The organism is Bradyrhizobium sp. HKCCYLS1011 (genome assembly GCF_051167795.1).
In the GTDB taxonomy this organism is placed as follows: Bacteria; Pseudomonadota; Alphaproteobacteria; order Rhizobiales; family Xanthobacteraceae; genus Bradyrhizobium.
Genome location: NZ_JBNPTT010000015.1, coordinates 117,700 through 143,888, shown reverse-complemented (window position 1 = coordinate 143,888; position 26,189 = coordinate 117,700). Strand labels below are relative to the sequence as shown.

General features: G+C 65.0%; 22 protein-coding genes. 6 read left to right on the top strand and 16 right to left on the bottom strand.

Annotation, left to right across the window (positions count from 1 at the left end; genetic code table 11):
• Nucleotides 1-49: 49 nt before the first annotated feature.
• From ACQR1W_RS37005 to ACQR1W_RS36985, 5 genes are all read right to left on the bottom strand, one after another.
• Nucleotides 50-241 carry a hypothetical protein gene (locus tag ACQR1W_RS37005; RefSeq protein WP_434855387.1) on the bottom strand — a complete coding sequence of 64 codons (192 nt, stop codon included), beginning with the start codon at nt 239-241 and terminating at the stop codon, nt 50-52.
• Between the two features lie 177 nt (nt 242-418).
• Nucleotides 419-1,060, bottom strand: coding sequence for a HupE/UreJ family protein (locus ACQR1W_RS37000; RefSeq protein WP_434855386.1), 642 nt, complete (start codon nt 1,058-1,060; stop codon nt 419-421).
• Entirely contained in the window at nt 1,057-1,662 is a 606-nt protein-coding gene (locus tag ACQR1W_RS36995) for a HupE/UreJ family protein (RefSeq protein ID WP_434855385.1), read from the bottom strand. The genes ACQR1W_RS37000 and ACQR1W_RS36995 overlap by 4 nt, the downstream gene beginning before the upstream one ends.
• A gap of 14 nt (nt 1,663-1,676) precedes the next feature.
• Nucleotides 1,677-2,654, bottom strand: a complete 978-nt coding sequence (locus ACQR1W_RS36990) for a HupE/UreJ family protein (protein WP_434855384.1) — start codon at nt 2,652-2,654, stop codon at nt 1,677-1,679.
• Nucleotides 2,651-3,547 carry a peptidyl-prolyl cis-trans isomerase gene (locus ACQR1W_RS36985; RefSeq protein WP_434855383.1) on the bottom strand — a complete coding sequence of 299 codons (897 nt, stop codon included), beginning with the start codon at nt 3,545-3,547 and terminating at the stop codon, nt 2,651-2,653. The genes ACQR1W_RS36990 and ACQR1W_RS36985 overlap by 4 nt, the downstream gene beginning before the upstream one ends.
• A 283-nt stretch (nt 3,548-3,830) precedes the next feature.
• Here ACQR1W_RS36985 and ACQR1W_RS36980 point away from each other — a divergent pair, with 283 nt between their 5' ends.
• The 3 genes from ACQR1W_RS36980 to ACQR1W_RS36970 all read left to right on the top strand — a co-directional run bounded on the left by ACQR1W_RS36980 (nt 3,831) and on the right by ACQR1W_RS36970 (nt 7,026).
• The gene (locus ACQR1W_RS36980) at nt 3,831-5,849 is read left to right on the top strand and encodes a hypothetical protein (RefSeq protein ID WP_434855382.1); all 2,019 of its coding nucleotides are present in this window, start codon (nt 3,831-3,833) and stop codon (nt 5,847-5,849) included.
• Nucleotides 5,850-6,007: 158 nt separating this feature from the next.
• The gene (locus ACQR1W_RS36975) at nt 6,008-6,304 is read left to right on the top strand and encodes a hypothetical protein (RefSeq protein ID WP_434855381.1); all 297 of its coding nucleotides are present in this window, start codon (nt 6,008-6,010) and stop codon (nt 6,302-6,304) included.
• Nucleotides 6,305-6,402: 98 nt separating this feature from the next.
• Nucleotides 6,403-7,026 (top strand): 2OG-Fe(II) oxygenase family protein, encoded by a 624-nt coding sequence (locus tag ACQR1W_RS36970; RefSeq protein WP_434855380.1) that lies wholly within the window; start codon nt 6,403-6,405, stop codon nt 7,024-7,026.
• Between the two features lie 12 nt (nt 7,027-7,038).
• On the opposite strand, the gene ACQR1W_RS36965 is transcribed toward ACQR1W_RS36970, so the two are convergent.
• A complete protein-coding gene (locus tag ACQR1W_RS36965; RefSeq protein ID WP_434855379.1) occupies nt 7,039-9,660 on the bottom strand; it encodes a spermidine synthase in 2,622 nt (873 codons plus the stop codon).
• 175 nt (nt 9,661-9,835) lie between these two features.
• On the opposite strand from ACQR1W_RS36965, the gene pncA reads away from it, so the two are divergent.
• From pncA to ACQR1W_RS36950, 3 genes are all read left to right on the top strand, one after another.
• The gene (gene pncA, locus ACQR1W_RS36960; RefSeq protein WP_434855378.1) at nt 9,836-10,459 is read left to right on the top strand and encodes a bifunctional nicotinamidase/pyrazinamidase; all 624 of its coding nucleotides are present in this window, start codon (nt 9,836-9,838) and stop codon (nt 10,457-10,459) included.
• Nucleotides 10,460-10,897: 438 nt separating this feature from the next.
• Nucleotides 10,898-13,168 (top strand): hypothetical protein, encoded by a 2,271-nt coding sequence (locus ACQR1W_RS36955; RefSeq protein ID WP_434855377.1) that lies wholly within the window; start codon nt 10,898-10,900, stop codon nt 13,166-13,168.
• A 128-nt stretch (nt 13,169-13,296) separates the two neighbouring features.
• On the top strand, nt 13,297-13,734 hold the full coding sequence (locus ACQR1W_RS36950; protein WP_434855376.1) for a hypothetical protein: 438 nt from the start codon (nt 13,297-13,299) through the stop codon (nt 13,732-13,734).
• Between the two features lie 57 nt (nt 13,735-13,791).
• On the opposite strand, the gene ACQR1W_RS36945 is transcribed toward ACQR1W_RS36950, so the two are convergent.
• The 10 genes from ACQR1W_RS36945 to ACQR1W_RS36900 all read right to left on the bottom strand — a co-directional run bounded on the left by ACQR1W_RS36945 (nt 13,792) and on the right by ACQR1W_RS36900 (nt 26,022).
• A complete protein-coding gene (locus ACQR1W_RS36945; protein WP_434855375.1) occupies nt 13,792-15,345 on the bottom strand; it encodes a hydantoinase/oxoprolinase N-terminal domain-containing protein in 1,554 nt (517 codons plus the stop codon).
• 3 nt (nt 15,346-15,348) lie between these two features.
• On the bottom strand, nt 15,349-16,449 hold the full coding sequence (locus tag ACQR1W_RS36940) for a DUF917 domain-containing protein (RefSeq protein ID WP_434855374.1): 1,101 nt from the start codon (nt 16,447-16,449) through the stop codon (nt 15,349-15,351).
• The gene (locus tag ACQR1W_RS36935) at nt 16,446-17,132 is read right to left on the bottom strand and encodes an AroM family protein (protein WP_434855373.1); all 687 of its coding nucleotides are present in this window, start codon (nt 17,130-17,132) and stop codon (nt 16,446-16,448) included. Before ACQR1W_RS36935 ends, ACQR1W_RS36940 begins: the two co-directional genes overlap by 4 nt.
• An 8-nt stretch (nt 17,133-17,140) precedes the next feature.
• Nucleotides 17,141-18,229: an ABC transporter ATP-binding protein gene (locus tag ACQR1W_RS36930; protein ID WP_434855372.1), complete on the bottom strand. Its 1,089-nt coding sequence runs from the start codon at nt 18,227-18,229 to the stop codon at nt 17,141-17,143.
• Entirely contained in the window at nt 18,226-19,287 is a 1,062-nt protein-coding gene (locus ACQR1W_RS36925) for an ABC transporter substrate-binding protein (RefSeq protein WP_434855371.1), read from the bottom strand. The genes ACQR1W_RS36930 and ACQR1W_RS36925 overlap by 4 nt, the downstream gene beginning before the upstream one ends.
• A gap of 13 nt (nt 19,288-19,300) precedes the next feature.
• On the bottom strand, nt 19,301-20,188 hold the full coding sequence (locus ACQR1W_RS36920; RefSeq protein WP_434855370.1) for an ABC transporter permease: 888 nt from the start codon (nt 20,186-20,188) through the stop codon (nt 19,301-19,303).
• Between the two features lie 11 nt (nt 20,189-20,199).
• Nucleotides 20,200-21,075 (bottom strand): ABC transporter permease, encoded by an 876-nt coding sequence (locus ACQR1W_RS36915; protein WP_434855369.1) that lies wholly within the window; start codon nt 21,073-21,075, stop codon nt 20,200-20,202.
• Nucleotides 21,075-21,857 carry an IclR family transcriptional regulator gene (locus ACQR1W_RS36910; protein ID WP_434855368.1) on the bottom strand — a complete coding sequence of 261 codons (783 nt, stop codon included), beginning with the start codon at nt 21,855-21,857 and terminating at the stop codon, nt 21,075-21,077. The genes ACQR1W_RS36915 and ACQR1W_RS36910 overlap by 1 nt, the downstream gene beginning before the upstream one ends.
• Before the next feature lie 140 nt (nt 21,858-21,997).
• The gene (locus ACQR1W_RS36905) at nt 21,998-25,540 is read right to left on the bottom strand and encodes a molybdopterin cofactor-binding domain-containing protein (RefSeq protein WP_434855367.1); all 3,543 of its coding nucleotides are present in this window, start codon (nt 25,538-25,540) and stop codon (nt 21,998-22,000) included.
• Nucleotides 25,540-26,022: a (2Fe-2S)-binding protein gene (locus tag ACQR1W_RS36900; protein WP_434855366.1), complete on the bottom strand. Its 483-nt coding sequence runs from the start codon at nt 26,020-26,022 to the stop codon at nt 25,540-25,542. The genes ACQR1W_RS36905 and ACQR1W_RS36900 overlap by 1 nt, the downstream gene beginning before the upstream one ends.
• Between the last annotated feature and the right edge of the window lie 167 nt (nt 26,023-26,189).

Sequence of the window (26,189 nt, the reverse complement as noted above, 5' to 3'; positions counted from 1 at the left end):
AGGGTGCCACGCGGTGCGGAGCAGGGGAGCGTAAGAGCTGCGGGGCTAGTCATTCCGGCCGCTTCGGCGGCTGCAGCGAGCTCTTGGTCCAGCCGATCGCCTTTGGCGAGTGCAGCGGATCGGGGCCATCGCAGGTCGGACAGGTCAGCTCCTTCCGTCCATCTGTCCGCTCGCGCACGGCAAGCGGCTTGCCGCAGGTCGGGCATAGCTTGCGTTGTGGCAGTTCGAACGGCTTGGCCAAGGCTCCATCTCCCGCTCGGTCTTGGAGGGTAAGGGAGAGCGATTGGCTTGTGGAATCACTTATGTGAGTATTGCGGATTACCGCGAGTTCGAAGCTTCTCGGCGATTGCACCGCAGGGCGGGACGGCCGCGACCGTGTTGCGTCTGTCCCCCTTCAGAGCGGCTGAACGATCCTCCGCTAGGACGCGAAGGCGAGGCCGGCCATCATCAGCCCGATCGCGGCAATCCAGCCGCCCAGCGCGCGCAAGGCGATGCCGCGCCAATCCTTCGAACTATCCTTGGAAATATCTTTGGAGCTGTCGGATGGCCCACCGAAGGCGAGCGTCAGCGCCATGATCAGGGTGATCGCAGCGTAGCCGGCACAGGCGAGGCCGCCCGCGAACAGCAGACGGTCGGTGTTGGGGGCAAGATCGCTGGCGTTGGCGGCGCCCCGCAATGCGGCCAGCGCGAAAGCCATTACGCACAGCAAAGCGGTCGGCACGCGCGCACCGGCGGCCAGCAGCAGGCCGAGCACGACCGCGATCACAGCATCGACCGCGGGATTGGCCGCAATGGCCCCAACTTTTGCGCCGAGCGCCAGGCCGGCCAGCAGCCCGAGCGGAAACAGCGCGACCAGCCAGCGGCCCCTCATTGCGCCCAGCGATCCCGCAAGCAGGCCCATGGCCAGCCAGAGCAGGACGTCCTGGAGATCGGTGAACGGGTGCAGCGCCCCGGCATAGAAGTCGCCAAGCCGGATCGCGACGATGTGGGCCTCGGCCGCAGGCGCCTGCGCGAGCAGCAACGCGGTGGCGATCAGGCCGTGCTTGAGCGTGCGCCTCATGCGGAGGGTCCCAAACTATGAAGCAGGAAATAACCGCCGAGCAATGCGATGATGGCGCCGAGTCCCTGGACGATGCGCTCACCGGCCGGCCAGCGCGTCAGCGTGCCGATCACGATGCCACAGAGGTGCAACAGGCCGGTGGCGACGACGAAGCCGATGCCATAGGCGAGCGGATTGGCGGAGCGGGGCAACTCGGCGCCGTGGGCGTGACCGTGAAAGATGGCGAATACCGCGACGATCGCGGCAGCGGCGGCAAAGGGCAGCTTCAGCCGCAGCGCGACCGCGCCGCCAAGCACCAGCGCCGACAGCGCGATCACGACCTCTGGCATCGGCAGCGGCACGTGCAGGATGCCGAGCACGCCGCCGAACGCCATCACCAGCGGGAACGTGATCGGCAATACCCAGATCGCAGGCGCGCCGAGCTGCGCGCCCCAGATGCCGACCGCGACCATCGCGATCAGATGATCGGCGCCGGTCAGCGGGTGCAAGAGCCCGGCAGCAAGGCCACCGCCGACATCGGCCTGTTCATGGGCAAGCGCCGGTTGCGCGAGCAGAATCGCGGCTGCGGCGAGCGGCAGGGTGCGGAGGGAGCGCAATGACATGGTTCGATCGCGGGTCATGTGGACAGAACGATGAGGAGGCGGCCGATGAACCAGAACATAGCCACCGAGCCGATGGCGTAGGCCGGCAGCGCCTCGCCCCAGCGCGGCAGGACCGCGTCGAGCCGGCGATGCGCCCAGATCAATGCGAGGACCAGGAGCACGAAGGCGAGCTGACCGATCTCGACGCCGACGTTGAAGAACAGAAGGGCCGGCGGCAGCAGGCGGCGCTCCAGCCCGAGGCCGGCGAGTGCGCTCGCAAAGCCGATGCCATGCACAAGGCCGAAGGTAAGAGCGACGGCCCAGGGATAGCGCGCAGTCAATCCGATCTCGCCGCGCTGCTGCTTCACGATCTCGACGCCGACGAAGACGATGCTGAGCGCGATGCAGGCATTGAGCGGGCGTTCCGGCACGCCGATCAGGCCGAAGGCCGTCGCAGCGAGCGAGGCCGAGTGGCCGACCGTGAAAGCCGTGATCGTCTTCACCAGCCGCCAGCCGCCGTTCACGATCCAGATCAGGCCCAGTACGAACAACAGATGATCGGCGCCGAGCAGGATGTGGTCGATGCCGTAGTTGATATAGGTCTTGGCCAGCTCGAGCCAGGTATCGAGCGTCGGCGCATCGGTGCCGAGCACCGTGACGACCGGGTTGGCGGTCGAGATCGTGTAGCTGCGCGGCTCGCCTTTGAGCGGAATGATCTTGATCAGCGCCGCCGACATGTCGGCGCCGAGATTGCCGATGGTGATCTGGCCGACCAGGCCCTTCTCACCGCAGTTCAGCTCCGGCAGACGCAAAAAACAATGCGGCGGGACCTTGAGGTCGACGCGATCGGCCCCAACCGTGGGCTCCATGGTCCAGAGCCCGATGAAGGCGCCGGGCCGCACTTCACGGAATTCGAGCACCCCCAGCGTCGCTTCATGAGCGAACAGGGCGCGAGGAAGGATCAGCGCCGTCACAAGCAGCAGCGCGATCCGCAGATAACGGAGGTCGATCACTGCTCGTACCGCACTTTGTAGTTGGCCTTGAGCCGCGTCACGGCGTCCCACGCCTGTTTGCGGGTCTCTTCGGTGTGCCACATCTTGGCGACGTCGTCGCGCACGTCCTCGAATTTCGCGGGCGTGCCCGCCTCGCGGGAATCGAGCCGCACCACGTGCCAGCCGTCCTTCGACTGCAACAGGCTCCATTCGCCGAGCGGCAGCTTCAACAGCCCGTCGCTGAAGCTCTGGCCGAAAGCACCGGCGAGGCTTGCGACCGGGCGGCCGAGAATGGCGCGGGTCTGGTCGCGCAGATCCTCGGCTTCGCGCTGCGCGCGGATGTCTTCGAGCTGCTGTTGCGCAGTCGCCTGATCGGTGGCGGGCGTCAGAAAGAAGCCAACACGCTCCGGCGCGTCGAAACGGGCATGATTCTCTGCAAACCAGGTCTGGAGCTGCTCGTCGGTCGGCTGCGGCACACGAACCTGGTCGAAGATCAGGAGTTGCAGCTTGAACGCCACGCGATCACGGATCATCTCATCGCCGCGATCGACGCCGAGCGCCTTGCCCTCGCGATACAGAATTTCGCTCGCCACCCAGGCCTCGATCATCTTCTGGATGTCGGCCTCGGTCGGCTTGCGCTCCTTGTCCTCGTCGAAATTGTCGATGAAGGATTGCCGCATCGCCTTGGTGACCACGATCACCTTGTCGTCTTTCGCCGGCGGATGAAGAATCCGGTCTCCCGCGAAGATCAGGCCGCCCAGCACAGCGAAATGCAGGAGCGGCTCGCGAGCGAGCTTCCGCAGCGCGGAAAGCGGCGAGCGTGCATTGCTCGCGTCGCGCTCGCTCGGCTTGCTGCTGCCGTGGTCGGAAGGAATTGCGGAGGCAATATCAAGAGTGTGTGTCGCGTTCGACATCGCGGGCGAAGCCATACTTCTTACAATTCTGCGGGACAGCAAGTGCGGCGCGTATATGCAACGGCCAACTTACTGTTGTCACCCGGCAATCCGTGCTGTCACAAAAATTTCGCACGCCGATGCGGCAGTGCATTTTTCCCCAAAGCAGTGATCCCTAATAAAACCTTCAACAAACTGTCTCCGAGATTTGATTTGGTCCGAGCTGCGAAGAAATTGGCGTGCCGCGTCAGCGGTGGGCATTTTCGTATTTTTGCACTCGTGAAAATTCTGTAGGGGCAACTACATGGTTCCGTCTTCCAAGAAGATCCTGCTGACAGCGGCCTCGGTGTCGCTGGCATTGACGCAGGGCGCCACCGCCGACGAGCGGTTCGGCGAAAAGCATAGGGGCAATCCCTATGTCGCTGGCGATATGCACAATCACAATACCTGCACCGACGGCTCGGTTGCCGCGGGCTACTCGATCGATCGTTCGGTCGGTACCGGCACGGCGGCTGCGGGCGGTAACAACTTCAATCTCGACTGGTTCACGCTTGGCAACCACGGCGGTTCCGGCAACCGCGACTGCCGCTTCAGCGATACCAGCGCGAATATTCCGGGCGACACCACGACCACCTGGAATCAGACGCTCGGCCAGACCATCGACGGCATCACCATCACCAGCCTGAAGGGCACGCCCAACGGCACCGGCAGCAGCGCCGCGATGTGGCGCTGGCAGTCGATCAAGGAAGTAGAATACCCGATCATCGTCAACCGCACCTCGATGTACGACAAGGTGCTGGTCGAAGGTCTGGAGTGGATCGTCCCCGGTCACGAGCACACCGACGTGGCCGTGATCTCGGGCCAGAATCCGCGCGGCTACGGCAATGCCGACAAGATGGCCGAATATGAATTCCGCTTCGACCGCGCCGACACCGACGCGATCGGCCCTGTCGACGCCAGCAATAACCAGATCTGGACCGGCAAGGACAACGTCAACAACTCCGGTACCGCCGGACACGGCAAGGCTGTCGCCGGTATCCAGTGGCTGCAAGCGAACTATCCGCTGACCTCCTACGCGATTCCGACGCACACCGAGCGCCAGGGTCCGTTCAATGCCAGCGGCACCGCCGGCTACAACATCGAGCACTTCCGCGACTTCAACAATGCCGGCCCGACCGTGGCGTTCGGCATCGAATCGCCCGGCCACATGGCCCAGGGTTCGAAGAGCGGCGGTTCGGGATCTTACGGCTCGGGCGCTGTCGGTGGCGGCACCTACGGCATGGCCGGCATCTACACCGCCAAGGTCGGCGGTCTGTGGGACGGCATGCTCGGCGAAGGCCGCAACACCTTCGTCTATGTCAGCTCCGACTGGCATAACCGCGGTGCGTTCGGTGCGCGCGACGCTGCGACCACCGGTGACTTCATCCCTGGCGAGTACACCAAGCTCTACGTGCCGAACAAGGATGATTTCCGCGCGCAGTCGATCATCGACGGCATGCGTTCGGGCAACTCCTACTCGGTCAACGGCGACATCATCGGACCCGACCTGAAGTTCCGCGCCAAGGGCGAGTGGGATTTCGACTGGAAGACCATGGGCGAAACGCTCGAAGTCTATCCGGGCGAGAAGATCGTGGTCGAGATGCAGCTGACGATCCCAGCCAAGAACAACAGCCCCTACAGCTTCAACAACCCGCTGTTGGCGCAGGTCGGCATCAATCAGCCGCTGAACAAGCCGTCGCTTGACCACGTCGACCTGATCACCAGCGACATCACCGGCGTGATCCAGCCGGGCGCTCCGGGCTACGCGGTGGCGAACGCCGCCGGCACTGCCGGTGCGGCGATCGTCTACAACACGTCGGCCAAGATCGCCAAGCAGATCAACGCCACCAAGATGAAGAGCGAGAAGCAGAAGGACGGGTCCGTCCGGCTGAGCTTCACGACCACCTTCACTGCAACCAGGACGCCGTTCTACATCCGCGCGCGCGGCACCAATATTCCTGTTGCCACGCCGAACGTGACGGATAGCGCCGGCAACCCGCTGCTGGACCTCAACAACGCCAACGTCAGCTGCACCGATGCGGCATGCCCGGCACATCTCGATGTGGTCAATGGCGTCAAGAAGGTGACCTACGACGTCCAGGCCTACTCGAACCTCTGGTTCTACGCGAACCCGATCTTTGTGCGGCCTTTCGGCACGCCGAAACTTTTGGTCGAGAAGAATGCGGAGCTCGCTCGCAAGCTGGCGTTCGAGCACAATCACTGGAACAACTGGGATCACTGGGGCCATTGGGGCCACTGGGGTCACTGGGCCTGGAACGACTGATTGAGTCGCATCCTCAATGCAGGGCACCGTGTTCGGTGTCCCGCCAAGACAACGATTATGAAGCACCGGTTCTAAAACCGGTGCTTCTCTCTTGGAGGTATGTCTTGCGTCGATATGATCGTCTTGGCTTTCGCCTCCTCTTCGGCGGTGTTTGCAGTATGGTCCTAATTGGCGGTGCGCTGCCGGCATCGGCCGAAGAGCCGACGCGCGAGGCTTGCGAGGCCGCTGTTGCTGAGGCCAGGGGGCTGGCCGCAACCTTTCCTGCGGATGACGCCTCGCGCTATTTCGCCGAGCGCCACCTGCATCAGGCGCTGGTCGAAGCGGGGAACGGCGAGTTCGACGATTGTCTGGAGGCGGTCGAGCGTGCCACGCTGGAACTACGCGAGCACCGCCATGTCCTGAAGCCGGGCGAGCGTCTCAACGTGCTGCAGGCCGACGAGCTGCCGCCGCGCTGACCACGTACCGACGGGCGCCAGCGCCGTGTTGTCATTCGCCTGTCATGCTCCTGGGCACATTGTCCGCCGGATTTCAGACACGCTGGATGCCTTGAGCCATGGATACGATCGAGCCGCTTTTCCCGATTCCGCTGATGCGGTCCCCTGGTCTCTTGAACACGGAGTTGAAGGACGCGGTCGTCGCGGCGATCCGCAGCGCAAAGATCGAGACCAATCTCCGCTCGGGCCAGCTATTCCACACCCAGGTCGCCGATCCCCGCAACAACAACCTGTTTCAAGCGATCGCGGAGCTCGCGGTGCCGAAGCTGGCGGACTTCGGCGAGCTGCTGTTCGGCGAGAAGCTGCAATGGACCGTCAAGGAGATGTGGACCAACATGCTGGAGACCGGCGGCAACCAGACTTTGCACGCCCATGCCAACAGCTTCATCTCCGGCGTGTTCTATTTGACGCCGTCGCATCCGGCGAGCAACACCGTGTTCGTGCGCCCGCCGGGCGGCTATGACTTCTCGTTCCGCCACCATACGCGTGGCGCTGCCGTCGGTCCGTATAACGCCGGCAAGTACATGTTGCCGGAGGCCGAGCCGGGCGACCTCGTGCTGTTCCCGAGCTATCTCTATCATGAGGTACCGCGAAACCAGGGCGAGCAGCGGATCACGATCGCCTTCAACGCGATCCCGGATCATCTCGATTGCTGGGGCTATCGGGTCACCTTCGCTCCCTAGGCGCGAAGGGATTTAGCGGCCGAATTCACGGGCCAGCAGCTCGCTGGCTTCACGACGCGCTGGCGCTGCCGCCGCGATCGCCTGCAGCAACTGTTGTGCTGCAGCCCGGTCGGAGCCAAGCAGTGATTTCGCCATGCCCATCAGCGGCACATAGGCAGGATCGAATTCAGGGCTCGCGCGCAGCGCCTCGAGCAGGCCGGGCGAGGCCGCCTCGATCAGCGCCTTGCCGCGGGGATCACCCGGCAGCGCGGCGCCGGCCTCGAGAAATCGGTCGCGGGCGCGCCAGTAAGCAGGTAGCCGTTCGGAGAGAGCGTCAGGTTGGGTCAGCAGTTCGGCTGGATCCGGCTGCATGGTTCTGATCACCGACAGCAGCAGCGACCAGGGCGGCGCGGTCAGCGCGACGACATTGCGGCGCGCGTCGAAGCTCACAAATGGATAGTCGTCGGTGTTGCGCGGACCTTCGCCGGCGAAGGCGGCGAGAGCATGCGGACCACCGACATACTGCCCGAGCAGGTCGATCGGAGCCTCGAATCCCAGCGGTTCCACGACGGCGCGCGTGGTGGGATCGCGCAACCGCGCGGCAAGCGCATTCAGATCGAGATCGCTCGCATCGCCAGGGCCGATCAGAGCCAGCATCGGGGTGCGGACGCTGTAGTGATTGAGCCAAGCCGATCCGTTCGGATAAATCGCCAGGAAGCTCCGGATGATCGCGCGCAAGGACGGCAGATCGAGCTGATACAGCGGCAGCCATTGGCAGAAGATGCCCCCGGGCGCGAGCCGCCGTTTCACGGCCGCGAAATGCTCGGTCGTATAGAGCGCGCCGCTGCCGTCGAGCGCCGGATGAAACAGGTCGGCGACGATGACGTCGTAAGAGGCCTGATCCGCAACCACATAGCGCCGCGCATCCGCGACCGTGATCGGTGGCATGCGGTCGTTGGCGGCCGGATTGGCGAAGTAGGGCAACAGCGCGACCACCTCGCGCGACAGCTCGACGCCGTGGACGCTGACGTTAGGCACGTGCGCGGCCCCGATCACGGTGGCGCCGGTGCCGATGCCGAGAAACAGCGCGCGCTTCGGGGCCGGGTGCAGCAGCAGCGGCAGTGTCGCCTGGCGATAGTCGGAGCGAGCCGAACTGGTGCCGCCCATCCGGAAGTGGCCGTTGATCTCCAGATAGCGCGTGCCGGCGACATCATCGACGACGCTTGCGGTGGCCATGGGTCCTTCGCGCATTGCGAGCAGCGAGCCGCCGCCGGGAACGCGGGTCAGCTGCGGAGTCGGGCGGAGCCAGAGCACGAGTGCCGCAAGCAAGGGGGCGGCAGACCACACCAATGCGGTCCGGCGTACCGGCACAAGCAGCAGGTAGGCGAGCGCGACAGGCAACAGAGCGGTCCAGGCGCCGAAGCCAGGGATCAGGATTTGCGCTGTGACCAACGGCGCCAGCGCGGCACCCGCGCCGTTGATGCCGACCGCCCAGCCCAGCGAGCCGCGCTGATCGCGGACGCGCTGAGCCAGCTGACCGAACAGCGCGCCCATCGCCGCTGACGGCACCAGGAACAGCGCCATCGCCACCGCAAGTTCACCGATGATGCCGGACTCCCGCGCGAACTCGGCAATGTCAGGGATTGCGGGCACGAGGAATGCCGTGGCCAGACAGGCCAACGCCGTCCCGCCCAGCAGCCAGCCTTCTCCGCTCTCGCGCGCGCGGCTGGGCATCCGTTGCCAGATCAGACCGCCTGCAGCGGTGCCCAGCAGGTAGGCCGCAAGCAGGCCGGCGAAGGTGAAGACCGTATCCTCGAGCACCTGGGCTGCGAGGCGCACCACCAGCATCTCGAAGGCAATACCGAGAAAGCCGGTGGCAAACAGCGTGAGCGTAAGCCGCGGGCTATCGATCGTGCGCGGCAAATTCTCGACGTCTGGCTTGGTCGACCGCATGGTCCGACCGAGCGCAAGCGCGCCGAGCGCGCAGAGCAGATTGACGCAGGCGAGCGCGAGCAGGGTGCCGGAGAAGCCGAGCGCAGGGATCAGCAGGAAGGTGGAGGCCAGCGTACCCGCAACTGCGCCCGCGGTATTGGCGCCGTAGACGCCCGCACTGACGCGGCTCGCACCGCGCCATTCGCGCGTGATCCGCTCCAGCGCGGCAAGCGTGCCACCCATCGCGATGGTCGCAGGCAGCAGCGCCAGCGTCGGCAGTGCGAAGCTCGCGGCCCACAGCAGCACCGGCGCCGGCTCAGTGCCGAGCAGCGGGGCGAGGGTGCGGCCTGCGGCCGGCAACAGCCAGACCGCGAACACGCCCCATAGCCCGATGACGGTTTCCAGCGCGGCATAGACCCGTGCAGGCGAGCGGGTACGGCGGATCAGTCCATCGAGCGCGAAGGCGCCGAGCGCAAGTCCGGCGAAAAAGCCTGCGACGGAGCCGAGCACGGCCATCATCTCGGTGCCAAGCGCAAGGCTGAGCTGCCGCGTCCACACGATCTCATAGCCGAGCCCGGCAAAGCCCGAGGCGGTGACGATCGGGATCAGCGCCCAGCTTGCCGGACTTGTGTGTCGCGCCGATGCCTCAGTGGCGAGCCCAGTCGCTGTGATGCTCTGCGGCGCTGCCGAGTTGCGGTCGGTATCAGAGGAGATGGTGGTCATAGCGATGCTTTGGTGAGCTCACAGCGGCACGCTGCGGCCTGCGGCGCATCCCGTGTCGTGCAGCAGTGTCTTATGACCGCCACTTGACAGAAATATTAAGCGGTCCCGCTTGAGATCAGGCCAGCAGGACGCCATGCTACCAGCCGGATGTCGGGCAACGCGGACATTGGACTTGATGCAGATACAGCTGAGCGAAGACCTGCTGCTCATTATCGATGTGCAGAATGATTTCTGCGCCGGGGGCGCGCTCGCCGTCGGCGATGGCGATGCGGTGGTGCCCGTCGTCAACGGGTTTGCTGCGAAATTCGACCAGGTGGCGCTGACGCAGGACTGGCATCCTGCCGGCCATAGCTCGTTTGCCTCGAGCCATCCGGATGCCGAGCCATTCCAGACGGTGACCATGCCGTATGGCCCGCAGACCCTTTGGCCGGACCACTGCGTGCAGGGCACGCCGGGTGCGGCGTTCCATTCCGGCCTAAAGACCGACAAGGCGCAGCTGATCATCCGCAAAGGCTTTCGCCGGGCGATCGACTCCTATTCCGCATTCTTCGAGAACGACAAAACGACGCCGACGGGGCTTGCCGGCTATTTGCGCGAGCGTGGTCTGACGCGTGTGTTCCTTGTCGGGCTCGCCACGGATTTCTGCGTCCACTATTCGGCAATGGATGCGCGGCGGCTCGGCTTCGAAGCCGTCGTGATCGACGCCGGCTGCCGGGCGATCGATCTCGGAGGTTCGCTGGCGCGCGCTTATGCCGAGATGGCGGAGGCCGGCGTGCAGCGGATTGCGGATCTCCCGTAAGCGGGGGACGTTCGGAGATCAGCAATCGCGCCGGCAATGCGGACCCGTGCCTGGCTGCGCATCGCTTGGACGGCGCACACAGAAGAAAGCGCGGCGCAATGACGCAGTCCGGTCCCAGCTTGCGAGGCCGCATCAGGGTAGTGGAGCGCTTTCTACCTCAAGTCGCAAATGAAAATGCAATGGGCTTTGCACAACCCACATCTGGGTGTTGTTGGCTGACAGGGACAAATACGCCGAACTTGTGAAGCTGTTCATAGGACAACCTTGAGTGGTCTGTTTATTGGAGCATCCGCGAGAGCGTCGCTGTCGGACTCCAATCGCTTCCGACATCGATAGGACTTCAAGGTTCTCTCGGTCGCCTGACGTTTGGGAATCCCGTCAGCGAGGCCCGTCGCGCCAATGCACGATGCGAATCCAAATCCACGGAGGGAGACCAAAATGTGTCCACGTGATCTGATGTGGGACTCAGTCAAGGTCCTTGGAATGATTTCGGCCGTTGCTACGACCGTCGTCCCGGCTTCCGCGCAGCAAGTGCCCGCAAGCCCGCTGGCAGCGGCGCCCGCCGACAATCGCTATCCCGATGGAAGCAGGTTGCAGGCGCAGTATGCGTCGGTCAATCAGTCGGTCAATCAGTCGGTCGCGCTGCCGGCGGCGTCGGCCGCGGTGCGCGCCGCGGCTGCAGGATTTGCGTCTGCCGCCGCGGTGCAGACGGATCTTCCGGACGGGTATTCACTGTTGCCGGCGACGGCGAGCCATATCGGCGCCACCGAGCGGCAGGCTAGCGTGGCGCCTGGGGCGAACCCGACCGCCGCTGCCGCGGCTGCAACGGAAAAATTTATCACGGTGTTTCCGTTGGCTTACCATGGCGTGCCCTTGTCGAAAGGAAGCGACTATCTCACTGTCGTCGCGGGTGATGGCCGTATTCTGGTGACGCGCAAGCGCGGCATGCCGAACACATTCGACGCCACGCAGCCGACGGTCGCACCAGCTGCTGCGGTCCAGGCGGCACGCCGTGATGCCGGCGCTGCCTTCGCGGGTCCCGATCCGAGGCCCGAACTGCAGATTTGGGTCGACGATCAGCAGAAGGGCAATCTGAGCTGGACATTCACACTCAGCTCCGGCGCGCCCGGCGACGCCAATGTGCGCAAATACTGGGTCGCTGCGGTTGGTGAACCGCGTGTCCTGAACTGGGAGAGCGAGGTCTATCACACGCACAGCGGCATCGTGACCGGCAACATCTGGGCGACGAGCCCATCGCAGCCGACCGCCAATCGGCCGATGTCGGAGGTTGAGGTCACACGTCAATCCGACAATGCCAAGCAGATCACGGGAGCCGACGGGCGCTACGGATTCACCACGGCTGCCGGCAGTACCGAAATTCGCGACAAGCTGCGTGGTCCATTCTTCGTCATCAACAATCAGTCCGGCCCCAGCATGGAGACGGCGCAGACCGGACCGTCTTCGCCGCCGATCAATCTAAATTTCGGTGCCGGCGGAGATGACCAGCTTGCTCAGACATCCGCATTCTACTGGGCGAATTTCGCGCGCGATCTCGCCCACAACATCCTTGCTCCGACCGATCTCGCCAATCTGCCGGTGCTCACCAACATCAACAATAGTTGCAATGCCTTCTGGAACGGGTCATCGCTCAACTTCTTCAAGGCCGGCAACAACTGCCCGAACACGGCGTATTCAGACGTCGTGATGCACGAGTATGGTCATGGAATCGATGCCGCAAAGGGCGGGATCGTGCACGCCGGCTACAGCGAAGGCTTCGGCGATTCCATGGCGGTCCTTGCGACGCGTCAACCCTGCGTCGGCCGCGACTTCTTCGGACCGGGCACCTGCCTCAGGCCGGCGAGCGACGTCGTGCTGTGGCCTGCCGCAAGTCCTGACCCGCACGTGGTCGGCCGGCCCTATGCGGGCTTCACCTGGGAGCTCGTGCAGCAACTCAAGCAGACGTTTTCGGATGACGAGGCCTATGCCATCGCAGCACGCCTCGTGCTCGGCGCAGCTGCCGCCAATCCGGCTGATGTCGCCGACGCCGTTCGCCTGAGCTTTATCGTCGACGACAACGACGGCAACCTCGCGAATGGAACGCCGCATTTCCGTGCGCTCGCGAACGCGGCCGACTCCCGCAAGATTCCGCGGCCGGCCGATCCCCCTGTCGGTGGACCATCGGTTGGCGCATCGGCTTCGTTCCCATGGACGCCGGTGAAGACCGTCAATGCGAACAGCAATATCCTGCAGGCGACCATTCATTTGGACAAGCCGGGTCAGGTCCACATCTCGGCTGATACCAGCGCCAGCAGCACCGGACCGGTTCAGTTCGAGAGCGGCGTCTACAACGGCGCGCAGCCGAATGTCGTCTGGACCGACTCCTATCGCAGCTTCAGCCTGCCAGCTGCCAATCAGTGGGCAGCGATGGAGACCAAGTTCGCGATCGATCTCCCGGCTGGCGACCACACGATCTACTGGAAAGTGTGGATTGCCGGAGGATCGCTCTCCCTCAGCTCTGGCGTGATGACGATCGAGGCTTTCGAGGCGGCCGGCGGGCCGGCAGCGCTCACGACGGTCGCGCTCGGACAAACCCAAGAGTCCGGCGTGACGGTCGGCATTTCCGCGACGAACCCGACGCGCAGTCCACCCCTGCCCAACATCTCGCTGTCGCGAGACGATGGAGGACGAGCAATCACGGTCTTGCAATAGAGCGCGCCAAAGGGGCGGACGGTTCGTCCGCCCCTTCCGCAAACGATCTTGGTCACTATGTTCAAGTCATGAGACGGCAGAACACCAGCATCAGGCCTCTGGCTGCAGCACGTGTCGTGTTGCTGGCGTTGGCGGCCATCATGATGCAGCCCGTTCCGTCGGGCGCCGCCAACTGCGCGGGTGGTCCCATGCTTACGGTCAAGGATTCGCAGGACGGATTTGCAGGGAAGACCGGGACGATCTGGACCATCAATGGGGACTGCAGCTATGAAGTCGCGCAGTTCCGTGGTGCAGAGATCAACGCGCCACATCGGCGCGGCCAATTGACGCCAGAGCAGCAGGCCGAACTTGCAAAGGTGCTCGCCGCCGCGGGCCTCAACAGCCTTCCGTCCCAGATCGGCGACATTCCGCCGGTCAATGCTCATCAGCTCTCGATCGAATATCAGGGCAGAACGATCGTCCTCAGCCTGGGCATGGGCAATGAGGCGCCCGATGCAAAATCGGGCCCCGCACAGCGCGTGATTGAGGTCAGCAACGCGGTGAGGGCTGTGACCGGGGATCAGTGACGAGGAACGGCGACCCGCTCCTCCTCTGCGTCGTGAATGGAAATCCGACGAGGCATCTCAGGCCGCCGCATCGATGTTCGGATCGGCGATCGCGCCGGCGACACGGACGCGCACCCGCAATGCATTGCCCGGCAGGTAGGCGATCGGCATGTCCTCGACATCGACCGTCTTCAGGCTCTCGCGCTCGGCGCCGGCCTGCACGGCGCGATCCTCGGCGATGGCACGTGCGGCCGCAATCGCCTCGTCGCGGGTAAGATCGCGGAACACTTGGTCGGCCTCGCCGCTGACCTGCGCGATGGCCGCGCCGACCGCATTGGCGCAGTCACCATGGGGCACGCGGACGATCTCGGAAATGCCGGGCAGCCGATCGGGCACCAGGAACGCGCCGCCGCCGACAGCGAGCAATGGCACGTCTCCGGCCTCGGTCTTCATGCGGTCGATGTCGTCGGCCAGCTTGCGATGGGCATCGGCCAGCGCCGCCTCGATCAGGCTCTTGCCCAGATGCGCCACACGCGAGCGGTTGCCGATGTCGACGAGGCCTGCTGCGACAGCGATATCGGTTGCGGTCAGTCTGCTGCCGCCGAACACCAGCGCGTCCTCCGTTAAGCGATAGCCGACGCTGAGCGGGCCGACGCGGACCGGATTCTCGTCCACATGGCTGCCGCCACCGAGCCCGATCGAGAGCAGGTCGGGCATCCGGAACAGCGTTCGGACCCCGCCGACCTCGACCACCGCATTAGCCTCGCGCGGAAAACCGTGGCGCAGCTGGCCGATGTCGCTGGTGGTGCCGCCGACATCGACCACCATCGCATCGTCGAGACCGGAGAGATAGGCTGCGCCGCGCATCGAATTGGTCGCGCCCGAGGCGAAGCTCATCACCGGAAATGCGGTCGCGATCTCCGCCTGCATCACGGTGCCGTCGTTCTGGGTCAGGAACAGCGGCGCATCGATGCCGGAATCGGCAATCGCCTTGCGGAAGGCGGCGACCGTCGTCACCGCTAGATCATGGAGTGCCGCATTCAAGAGCGCGGCATTCTCGCGCTCGAGCAGACCGATGCGGCCGAGGTCGTGCGACAAGGTGACCGCAACGTCCGGGCAGATCTCGGCAAAGATGTCGCGCGCGATGATCTCGCAACTCGGGTCGAGCGGCGAGAAGGACGAACTCACGGCCACCGAGCGCAAGCCCTTGTCCTTGACGCTGCGCGCCGCCGCTTTCAGTCCTGCGAGGTCGAGCGGCATGAACGGACGGCCGTCGTAGTCGTGGCCGCCCTCCAGCATGACCACCTCGCCACTGACCAGCGCGGCGAGATCGGCCGGCCAGTCGCAGAACGGCGGCAGTGTAGCGGAGGCCGGCATGCCGATCCGGACGGCACCGATCTTCTGCACATGACGGCGTTGCACGACCGCATTGATGAAATGCGTGGTGCCGATCACGACTGCATCGACCGGTACGGCCGCCGCCGGCTTGGTGCGCAACGCCTTCAACGCCTGAAGAATGCCGGAGGTGACGTCGGCCGTGGTCGGGCACTTGACGGAATGAACCACCTTGTCGTCCGCAATCAGGACGGCGTCGGTGTTGGTGCCACCGACATCGATACCAATACGCTTCATCAATCAAACTCCTACGGGCGCGAAAAGCGACCGGAAATCGAGATCGTAACCAAATGCACGAGGGCCGACGAATTCGAGGCCGCGGGGGCTGGTCAGCACCGCCGGCGCGGGCAGCGCCACGACGGTGACCCGCTGACCGTAACGCACTGTCTCAGTGCCGATGCCGTGGCCGTTGACGCTGTCGAGCACGCAGATCAGGTCCGGCGACATCGCGATCGCCTCGCCGTCGCGCCAGGCCACGATCCATTCGTTCTGGAACGAGAGCTTCAGCTTGGTGCCGCGATCGGCGTCGCTGCCTTCGATGACTGCACTGCCGCGCAAGAACCCCTCGGTGGTGCGGCGCTCGACATCGACGATCTTGCCGGTGAAGAGCCTTTGGCCGCCCTCGCAGGCGAGGATGGCCGCGATCGGATCTTCATGGCGGCGATTGGCCTCTTGCACCGCGCGGCCGATGCTGATCGCCTTCGTGGTGGTGAAATGAATGCCCCAGTCCTTGACCTCGCGTCCGGTGCGCGGCGCCTTGCTGGTCGAGGCGATCGAACCCATCTCGACGCAGATCTTGCGGCTGGCCCGCTCCATCCATTTCCAGCTCGGCACCTTGGTGACCACAGCCTCGATACCGCGAGGATCGTAGAGTGTGCAGGGGTAGGGGCGCAGGTCGCCGATCGCGACCGACGTCATTTGCGCTTCGGGGAAGGCGCGGCCCATGCAGTCGGCATCGACGACGGGAATGCCGAGATGCGCGGCTGCCATCAGCGCCTGTACGCCATTGCCGCCGCCGATCTCAACCGACATCACCGCGCGGAATTTGATGTTGTTGATCTCCTCCTGCATGCGCACGGCGCGCGCGATGCTGCGGCTGTCGGCGAGCCGCTCCTGGCCCACCAACGGCGCGCCCATGTTGGAGACCACGGCGACCCAATCGTCGTCGTCGAGGTCGAGCGGCGACATCAGCTGCACGCGATGGCCCTCGGCGTAGAGCCTGCGCAGATTGAGTAGTCCGAGATACGGGCTGCCGCCGCCGCCGGTGCCGAGGATCCAGGCGCCGACCGCCAGCGCCTCGATATCGTCGAGGCTGATCGTCTTCAACTCGGTCGCGCTCACGAGACCAGCTCCTCGACCACGCGTGCAGCGGCCGCAATCGACAGGATCACCGGCCCGGAATAATGCTGACGCAGGCGAGCCTTGTTGGCGCTGGTGTAGCTCATGCAGTCGAGCACAACGAGATCGGGTTGCTTGCTTGCCATCTCGCGCGCGGCCGCATCGACCGTGGCATCGTCTGAGCCCGGCTGCAGCGTGACGCCGATGACCTCGACACCCTCGCGCTGCCACTTGGTGGCGATCAGCGCGGTCTGCTCGGGTAGCGGCGAGAACACGCCGAGCCGGCCCTTCGGCAACACGGCCTCGACCATCCGATGCAGCACCGCCGAGGGCAGGATAACCAGGCCATCGGCTGCGAGGTTGGGGAATTTGCCGGTGCAGGCCAGCATCGCCACGTCGATGCCCTCCTGCTTGAAGCGGGCGAGCTGCGCATTGGCGCGGCCTTCGACCGCCTTCTTGCTGATGCGGACATTGTCGCCATTGGGCAGCAGCGTGAACAGCGCGTCGGCGCCGTCGAGAGGCGGAATCGCATCGATCTCATTACGGCTCATGCCGTCGAGCGCACCGCGCAGCTCGATTGTAACGGCAGGCGACAGCACCGCCGCGATCTCGGCCTGCATCGAGGGCCGGGGACTTTGCCCGATCACCACGACGCCCATGCGTCGGTGTTGGAGTGGCTTGTTCATATCAGTTACTAATCCTTGAGGATGACGAGATCGGCAGGCGTCCAGCCGAGCATGACCGGAGCGCCCGGTGCATAGAGTTGGCCAGCGCCCGCATTGGGCTGCTGCGCCAGCACGCGATGGCCGCTATCGAGCGCAATGCGATACAGCACGGCGCCACCAAGGAAGTTGGTGCTCTCGACCGTGCCGTTGGCTGACGCGTGCTTCGGATGCAGTGTATCGACCTTGGGTGCGAGTCGGATCTTCTCCGGACGCAGCGCCACCGAAAGCACCGCGCCGTCGGCGGCAGCAGGCGGGCCGGGCAATTCCAGCACCAGGCCGTTGCCGGCCGCAATCCCGGTGCCGTTGTTGTCGACCGTGACGCGCTGGCCGCGAAAGATGTTGGTGTCGCCGATGAAGTCGGCGACGAAGCGCGTCTGCGGCCGGTCGTAGATCTCGACCGGCGTGCCGACCTGCTCGACGCGGCCTGCATTCATCACCGCGATGCGGTCCGACATTGCCAGCGCCTCCTCCTGGTCGTGCGTCACGAACACGAGTGTGAGGCCCAAGTTCTTCTGGAGCTGCTTCAGCTCGAACTGCATCTGCTGGCGCAGCTTCTTGTCGAGTGCGCCGAGCGGCTCGTCGCAGAGCAGCACACGCGGCTCGATCACGATGGCGCGGGCCAGTGCCACGCGCTGCTGCTGGCCGCCGGACAGTTGGGCCGGCCGGCGATCGTCCATGCCCGACAGCTCGACCATGGCCAATGCCGCCTTCACCTTGGCTGCGATCGTCGCCTTGTCGAGCTTGCGCATGCGCAGGCCGAAGCCGACATTCTCGGCGACGGTCCGGTGCGGAAACAGCGCGTAGTTCTGGAACACCATCGCCATGTCGCGCTTGTGCGCGGGCACATGAGTGATGTCGGCGCCGTCGATGCGGATCTCGCCCGAGCTCGGGGTATCGAAACCTGCGATCATCCGCAAGGTGGTCGTCTTGCCGCAGCCGGAGGGGCCGAGCAGGGAGAAGAATTCGCCGGCCTTGATCTCCATCGCCACCGAGTCCACCGCGCGGACGCCGCCATCATAGACCTTGCTGACCTCGGCGATCTCAATGCCCGCGCTCATGCCCGGAAGATCCGGTTGATGCGGCTGTCGATCGCATCCTTCTGCGCATTGTACCACTTCCAATCGACCTGGATGAGCTTCGAGACCTTCTCCGGCGTGGTCAGGAGCTTGGCGTCGTATTTGGCCTCGAGCTTAACTTTCTCGTTCGCCGGCGAGTACCAGACGGTTTCGGCCAGCCGCTTCTGCACCTCGGGGCGCAGCATGTAGTTGACGTAGGCGTTGGCGAGCTCCTTCATCTTGCTGCCAGGCGTGATCGTCAGCACCTGCTCCAGCGACAGCACGCCCTCGCTCGGGGTGACAAAGTCGATCGGCTGATTTTGGCCGTCATAGCGGTAGATGCCGGAATCGTGGATGACGCCGAGGCCGACCTCGCCCGAGAGGAACAGCTTCTCCATCGCGCCGGTGAAGTCGACCAGCTTGATCGGCTTCAGCTTCTCGAGCGCCGCATAGGCCGCATCGAGGTCGGTCTGTCCCTTGCCGAACAGCGTGCCACACATCATCACGAAGGCTTGGCCGAGGCTGTTGACCGGGATCACATAGCCACCGCGCACGCCATTGTATTTCGCGTCCCACAGCTCCTTCCAGGAGGTGATGGGGCCATAGCCCTTGTCGGTCCGCATGCCGAGCCCGATCGCGCTGGTGAAGATCGAGATGCCGACGATCTTGTCGCTCGCAGCGTACGGATAGAGGTCGGCGATGTTCGGCACCAGCTTGGGATCAACCTTGGGCTCGACCAGGCCCATCTCGGCCGCAGCCCATTGTTCGTTGGAGTTGGTATGCAGGACGTCATAGATCGGCGCCGAGCGCGAGCTCGCCTGCAGCTTCGGCAGGAACGGCAGGGCGGTATCGGTCCTGAGCTTGCACTTGAACTCCTTCTCGAACGCCGGTCCGATCTCGGCGCTCATCACGTCGCCCCATTTGCCGCCCCAACCGGTGATGTTGAGCACCGGCTCCTCGGCACGTGCGACATAGGGGGCAGCGACCGCGCCGAGGCCGAGCGAGGCACCGGCGGCCAGCAGCCGGCGGCGGGTCAGATGCGCGCGCGATGCGGATGTCATGGTGGGATCTCCGTTAGAGTTTGACAGTGGAGCGCAGGCCCATGGTGCGGTCGAGCGCGATGACGACGAGGACGGCGAGCAGGATCGAAATCACGGAGGCGGCGCCGATGGTGCCATCGAGATCGAATTTGAGATAGTTGAACAGCGTGATCGGCAGGGTCTCGTTGCCGGGCGAGACCAGGAACAGCGATACCGGAAATTGGTCGAAGGAGACGATGAAGGCGAAGATCGCGCCGGCGAGCACGCCGGGCTTGACCAGCGGCAGGGTCACCTCAAAGAAGGTTCGCGCCGGACTGGCACCGAGATTTTGCGCAGCTTCCTCCAGTCTGACGTCGAAATTTTGTAGGACGGCGAGTGTGGTGCGAACCACATAGGGAATGGTGACCAGCGTGTGGCCGGCAACCAAGCCCCAGACCGGGCGGCCAACGTCGAGCAGCACATAGGCCTGGAACAGCGCAAGCCCGGTCAGGATCGCCGGCAGCATCAAAGGCGACAGCATGGTCGCGACGATGATCCGCGATCCCGGAATATTGCCGCGCGCGATCGCAAGCGCGGCGGAGGCGCCGAGCACGGTGGCCGCCACCGTCGTCAATGCGGCCACTTCCAGGCTGAAGACCAGCGCATGCATGAAGTCGCGCGCCGAGAAGAACTTTTCGAACCAGCGCAGCGACACGCCGACGGGCGGAAACTGGATGAACGGCGTCGGATTGAGAGCGAACACGAATACGATCGCAATCGGTGCCAGCAGGAATACCAGGATGGCGATATTGGCCGTGAGGTAGATGGCGCGGCCGGTGCGGCCGGGCGCCGAGCGATGTGCTATCACTTGAGCCGTGCTATGGCTTGCGCCCGCGAGCTCCGGCCGCGCCAGGGTTGGTGAGGGCGTGACTGACGTCGCCATCGATGCCCCCTTCACTGCAACTCGCGCTGCCCGGAAACCAGGCCGAGCATATGATTGTAGGCGACCACGAGCATGAACGAGATCACGAGCAGCACCATGCCGAGTGCCGCGGCGAAGCCGATATTGAAGTTCGCCGAGATCTGCTGATAGATCAGGATCGGCAATGTCATGATCTGGAAGCCGCCGAGCAGGATCGGCGTGACATAGGCGCTGATCGCGAGCGCAAACACCAGCAGCGAGCCGGCGAGAATGCCCGGCAGGCTCAGTGGCAACGTCACCTCGAAGAACGCGCGCAAGGGACTCGCGCCGAGATTTTCCGCGGCCTGCTCCAGCCGCTCGTCGATGCGGCCGATCACGCCGGTCAGAGTCAGCACCATGAACGGCACATAGATGTGGACGAGGCTGATGATGATACCGGTCTCATTGTACATCAGCTGCAATGGCTTTTCGATCAACCCCAGCGACAGCAGGATCTGATTGATGACGCCCTTGTCCGACAGCAGCGTCATCCAGGCAAAGGTGCGCACCACGATGCCGGTCAGCATCGGCGCCAGCACCGCCATCAATAACAGCGCGTGGCCGGCCCGGCTCTTGATCCGCGCCATCCAATGCGCCAGCGGATAGCCTATCAGGAGCGCGATCAACGTGGTCCAGAGTCCGATTCGGATCGTGGTCCAGATCACCTCGAGATAATAGCTGTCGTCGGCCAACCTCTGATAGTGCTTGGTCGTGAAGGCGACGTGCGGCATGACCACCGGATTGCCGGTGAGCAGGCTCATCACCGCCATCAGGCCGATCGGCAGGAAGAAGAACAACGCGAACAGCAGCGCGCTGGGCAGGATGAGTAGCGCGAGCCCATTGATATGAGACCCGGCGGGCCGGCCCATCAGGATGCCAATCCGGCGCGGAGCTCGACCGGCTGCCCGAGCGGATCGCCGGTCATGCGCCGAAGCTTCTCGGCCATGGCGCCGAGCTCGCGACGGACGATGGCGCGCTCGATTTCGGTCGTCGCCTGCACCGAATAGGAGATCGCGATGCCGATCAGCTCGCCGGTCTCGCCGTTCGCCAGCGCAAAGCCTTGCGAGCCGACGCCCTCGATCGCTTCGTCGGCGGCATCCGAGACGCCGGTGCGGCGAATCTCGTTCAGGCGCGCGATCAGCTGCTCGAAATTCTGCGGCGAGTTCGCCGGCACCTTCGGGTAGTCGAGCGGCACCCGGGCGCGGATCTCCGCGTCGGACAAGCGCGCCAGCATGGCGCGGCCGTTCGAGGTGATGATTGCCGGCGTGCGCTGACCCGGCGGATTGACGACGCGCAGCGGATTGGACCCCGGCACGATGCGCAGCACGACCTGTTGATAGCCGTCGAGCACCGCGATGTAGCCGGTGTGACCGGTGCGCGTGCAGACCTCGCGCAGCTCGCGCTCCGCGGTGGCGATCAGGTCGTCATGGGCGCGGTGCAGCCGGCCAAGTTCGAACGTGAGCAGGCCAGGGCGGTAGCGGCGGCTGTTCGGGTCCTGCTCCAACAATCCACAGTCGCGCAACGAGCGAAGCAGCCGCGAGGTCGAGCTCTTGGGCTTGCCAGTCAGCGCCTGGACGTCGGCGAAGGAGAGGTCCGGCCGGGTCGTGGAAAAGCAGCGCAGGATGTCGATAGCGGAGGTCAGGGCGCTCATGGCTGGGTCCTCTAGTTCCAAATTTCGGAACATGGTACCAAATTCTAAGATCGGCCCACGCCCTCCGCAAGACGAAATATCCAGCATCAACTGATGCGCGATTGCGCAACGCTAGCGATCAACGTGCGGGCGAGGAGGGCTCAGTGCTGTCCGGCGGTGCGAAGCCGGCTGACCGCGGAATCGATGCCGTGCCAGGCCGGCTTATCGGGCGCGAATTGGCCGCGGAGATAAGAGACGAGTTCGACGACCTGCGCGTCGCTGAGGTGTTCGGCAAATGCCGGCATATAGCCGAGGTCAGGTGACGCCGGCCTGGCGATGCCGTGCAGGATCACCTGGATCAGATTGTCGGGCATCGCGCTGTGGATGTTGCTGTTCAGCGACAGCGAGGGACGGCTGCCGAACAGCGGCAGGCCGCCGACCTCATGGCAGACCGCGCAGGCGCCGAGATAGAGCCGTGCCGCCGGGGACGAAGCGGACGTGACCTTGGTGCTGGTCTCGAGCTGCTGCGCTTTTGCTTCCAGCGTGGCGGCGTCGGGCAGCGCGTCCCGGAACGAGGCGAGATAGATCGCCATCGCTCTGATATCAGCGTCAGGCAAACGGCCGAGGTCATTCACGATCGGCGCCATCGGGCCGGCCGCCACGCCATGGAAGCGCGACTGGCCTGTGCGCAGATACGTAAAGAGCTCGTCTTCCGTCCAGGGAATCGGCGCCGATGACAGTGAGGTGAGGGCGGGCGCCTCCCAGCCTTCGGCGAGGCCGCCGGCGAGATAAGCCTGGCGTTGCTCGGCGCCGAGCGCGTTGCGCGGCGAGTGGCAGGCGCTGCAATGGCCGAGGCTCTCGACCAGGTAGAAGCCGCGATTCCATTGTTCGGACTTGGCCGGATCTGGCTTGAACGCGCCGGCGTTGTGGAAGAGCGCGTTCCAGCCGGCGACCACTGGGCGCAGGTTGAACGGAAAGCGCAGCTCGTTCTCGGGCGCCTGCTGACGCACCGGTGCCTGTGCCATGAGATAGGCATAGAGCGCCTGCAGGTCGGCATCGCGGGTTCGCGCGAAATGCGGGTACGGAAAGGCTGGATAGAGCTGCCGGCCATCGCGGTGGATGCCCTCGCGCATGGCGCGCTCGAAGGCAGGGTATGACCACCCTCCGATGCCGGTCTCGACATCAGGCGTGATGTTGGTGCTGAAGATGGTGCCGAACGGCGTCTCCAGGGCGCGGCCGCCGGCATTGACGATGCCGCCGTCGGCGGTGTGGCAGACCGCGCAATTGCCGAGCGCCGCGAGCTGTTCGCCGCGCGCGATCGTCGCGGTGGAATAGACGGAAGCATCGGGACGTGAAATCGGGGCGATGGCCCGTCCGGGTAGCAGGGCTGCGGCGACGCCGATGGCGGCGGTACATGCGGCCGCGACGCTTGCGACAAGCCCGGTGCGCTTGGCGAACGGCTTGATCCAGGCGGTGCGAGACTTGTCCGCAACGGGAGGCGCGAGCGGCTTAGGCGGCGGCGCCTCCGCCTGCGCGCCGCGCAAGCCCTGCAGGACGCGCTCGGGCGTGAAGGGCGGCTCACGGAAACGGACCCCGGTCGCGTCATAGATCGCGTTCGCAATTGCAGCCGCGCTCGGCACCGAGGCGGATTCGCCGACCCCGAGCGGCGGCTGATCCGGCCGCGGCAGCATCAAGACGTCGATCTTGGGCACGTCGGGGAAGGTGATGATGGGGTAGGCGCCCCATTCCCGCGCCGCCACCTTGCCGCGCGCGAACGGGACCTCCTCCATGAGCGCGCGGCTGGTCGACTGGATGACATTGCCTTCGATCTGATGCCGCACGCCATCCGGGTTGATCATCAGGCCGGAATCCTGCCCGGCGACCACGCGCGTGACGCTGACATCGCCGGTTGCGGTGTTGACCGCGACATCGGCGATCCAGGCCGACCAGGCCGCGCCATAGCCGGGAAACTTGCTGTGCACGTACAGCGCATAGGCAAAGCCGCGGCCGCGCACGACGTCGTTTTGGGGCGTCTTCTCCTGCCTGACGGACCGCGGCACCCAGCCGGCGCGCTCGGCGACCGCATTGACCAGGTCTCTGGCGCGCTCATCCTTCAGATAGCGCAGGCGATATGCGATCGGATCGACGCCGGCCTCCGCGGCAAGCTCGTCGATATAGGATTCATGAGCGAACGTATTCGGCAGCGCCGAGACGCCGCGCAGCCAGGAGGCGCGGACGATCGGCGGCATGTCATGTGCGGTGACGCGCATATGGTCGTAATCATAGGGCGGGATCGCGGTGCGGTCGCCCATCTCCCACACGATCGCCTCCGGGGCGATGCGGCCGGTCAACAGCAGCGCCAGCGTCGGCGCACCGTTCGATGGATAGCGTGTGGCAAAGTCGTAGGCCGCCACCGAACCGTCCGCGTTGAGGCCGCCATTGACGTCCATCAGCTGTGCGGTGCCCTTGGGCTCCCAGAGATGCTCCTGCTCGCGGGTGAGCTGGACGCGCACGGGACGGCCGACCGCGCGTGACAGCAGCAGCGCATCCGCAGTCACGTCGTCGGCACAGTTGCGGCCGTAGCAGCCGGCCGCTTCCAGCCGGATCACCTCGATCTCATGCTCGGGACGGTCGATCAGCAGCGCCAGATCACTGCGCAGAATGTGCGGGTTCTGCGTGCCGGAATAGATCCGGACGTGGCTGGGCTGGTAGTCGGCGACGGCGCAGGAGGGACCGATCGAGCCGTGCATCTGGTAGGGCCAGAGATAGCTGCGCTGCATCGGTTTCGCGGCGGTGCCGATTGCAGCCTCGACGTCGCCCTTGTCGAGCAGCTTGCGCGGGCGCGATGGATTGGCGCGCAGCGCGTTCTCGACGTCGTCGAGATTGCGCAAGGACGGCATCGGCTTCCAGTCGATCTTCAGCCGTTCGGCGGCAGCCGCTGCATGCTCCTCGCGCTCGGCGACGACGCCGACGAAGTCGCCGATCACGACGACATCGACGAGGCCCGGAATGTCTCGGACCGAATCCCTGTCGATTCCGAGCAGGCTGGTGCCGATGAACGGACCGGCATCGACGCCGGCGTAAGGCGGGCGGATCACGCGGCCATGCAGCATGCCGGGCACACGGACATCATGCACATAGGTCAGCTCGCCGGTGGCTTTCGCCGGCAGGTCGACCCGCGGCACCGAGGTGCCGACGAGTGTGTAGCTGCTTGCGGCCTTGACCGGGGCGTCATCCGCAAGCTCGAGCCGGATCGTCTCGTCCTCGATTAGTTCGCCATAGCTGAGCGTGCGGTTGTCGGGGCCACGGATCAGGCCGTCTTCGATACTGAGCTCAGCGCATGCGATGCCAAGCCGCTCCGCGGCGCGCGCCAGCAGGAATTGCCGCGCCTGCGCCGCCGCCTTCCGCAGCGGCACCGCCGTGATCTGGATGGTTTCGCTGGCAATGGTCGCGCCCTGATTGGGCACCCGAGCGGTGTCGCCGAGCACGACGACCACGCGCGCAAAGGAGACGTCGAGCTCCTCCGCCACGATCTGTCCGAGCGCAGTGCGGATGCCGGTGCCGAGATCGACGTGTCCGTTGTAGGCCGTGACCTCGCCGGCGGCCGTGATCCGGATGAAGGTCTCAGCGTTCGCGGCCGCCAGCCGTACCACCGAGAGGCAGCCGCGAGGCGGTTTGCTGGCTCCCAGGGTTCCGTCCGTCATCAGTCCAGCGCCTCGAGCGTGTGGCCGGCCGCCCGCATCGCAGCGCGCACGATCTCGACATGGGCGCCGCAGCGACACAGATTATAGCGCAACGCTTCGCGGATCTCCTCCTCCGACGGGTGCGGATTGATGGCGAGCAGCGCCTTGGTGGTCATGATCATGCCGTTGAGGCAATAGCCGCATTGCGCCGCCTGTTCCATGATGAAGGCCTGCTGCACGGCATCAGGCTGCTCCCGCGAGCCGAGACCTTCGAGCGTGGTGATGTCGTGGCCTAGGCAGCCTCCGACCGGAAACACGCAGGAGCGCGCCGCTTGGCCGTCGACCAGCACGGTGCAGGCGCCGCATTGGCCGAGACCGCAGCCATATTTCGGCCCGTTGAGCCCGAGGTCGTTGCGCAACACATAGAGCAGGGGCGTGTCGGGCCCGACCGCCACATCATGCGCTTGGCCGTTGACGGTCAGGCGGAGCGTTGCTGGGGTCATCCCTGCGGTCTCGATATCTGCTATCGTTAACAAAGGTTGCGGCGCGAACCGGCGCCGGAAGCGTATCGTTTGTATACTAACATGCAAGTGCCACGTTTCGCGCTGCAGCGCGTGCATGATTTCTCGTCATTGTGCGAGGCAAACTGATCGTTTATCCGGCAGTGCAG

Coding starts and splice junctions, on each gene's coding strand:
- ACQR1W_RS36910 (WP_434855368.1), bottom strand. CDS start 21,857: ATGAGCGCCCTGACCTCCGCTATCGACATCCTGCGCTGCTTTTCCACG.
- ACQR1W_RS36995 (WP_434855385.1), bottom strand. CDS start 1,662: ATGTCATTGCGCTCCCTCCGCACCCTGCCGCTCGCCGCAGCCGCGATT.
- pncA (WP_434855378.1), top strand. CDS start 9,836: ATGCAGATACAGCTGAGCGAAGACCTGCTGCTCATTATCGATGTGCAG.
- ACQR1W_RS36925 (WP_434855371.1), bottom strand. CDS start 19,287: ATGACATCCGCATCGCGCGCGCATCTGACCCGCCGCCGGCTGCTGGCC.
- ACQR1W_RS36915 (WP_434855369.1), bottom strand. CDS start 21,075: ATGGGCCGGCCCGCCGGGTCTCATATCAATGGGCTCGCGCTACTCATC.
- ACQR1W_RS36935 (WP_434855373.1), bottom strand. CDS start 17,132: ATGAACAAGCCACTCCAACACCGACGCATGGGCGTCGTGGTGATCGGG.
- ACQR1W_RS36965 (WP_434855379.1), bottom strand. CDS start 9,660: ATGACCACCATCTCCTCTGATACCGACCGCAACTCGGCAGCGCCGCAG.
- ACQR1W_RS36980 (WP_434855382.1), top strand. CDS start 3,831: ATGGTTCCGTCTTCCAAGAAGATCCTGCTGACAGCGGCCTCGGTGTCG.
- ACQR1W_RS36920 (WP_434855370.1), bottom strand. CDS start 20,188: ATGGCGACGTCAGTCACGCCCTCACCAACCCTGGCGCGGCCGGAGCTC.
- ACQR1W_RS36905 (WP_434855367.1), bottom strand. CDS start 25,540: ATGACGGACGGAACCCTGGGAGCCAGCAAACCGCCTCGCGGCTGCCTC.
- ACQR1W_RS36985 (WP_434855383.1), bottom strand. CDS start 3,547: ATGTCGAACGCGACACACACTCTTGATATTGCCTCCGCAATTCCTTCC.
- ACQR1W_RS36900 (WP_434855366.1), bottom strand. CDS start 26,022: ATGACCCCAGCAACGCTCCGCCTGACCGTCAACGGCCAAGCGCATGAT.
- ACQR1W_RS36975 (WP_434855381.1), top strand. CDS start 6,008: ATGGTCCTAATTGGCGGTGCGCTGCCGGCATCGGCCGAAGAGCCGACG.
- ACQR1W_RS36955 (WP_434855377.1), top strand. CDS start 10,898: ATGTGTCCACGTGATCTGATGTGGGACTCAGTCAAGGTCCTTGGAATG.
- ACQR1W_RS36970 (WP_434855380.1), top strand. CDS start 6,403: ATGGATACGATCGAGCCGCTTTTCCCGATTCCGCTGATGCGGTCCCCT.
- ACQR1W_RS36945 (WP_434855375.1), bottom strand. CDS start 15,345: ATGAAGCGTATTGGTATCGATGTCGGTGGCACCAACACCGACGCCGTC.
- ACQR1W_RS36930 (WP_434855372.1), bottom strand. CDS start 18,229: ATGAGCGCGGGCATTGAGATCGCCGAGGTCAGCAAGGTCTATGATGGC.
- ACQR1W_RS37000 (WP_434855386.1), bottom strand. CDS start 1,060: ATGAGGCGCACGCTCAAGCACGGCCTGATCGCCACCGCGTTGCTGCTC.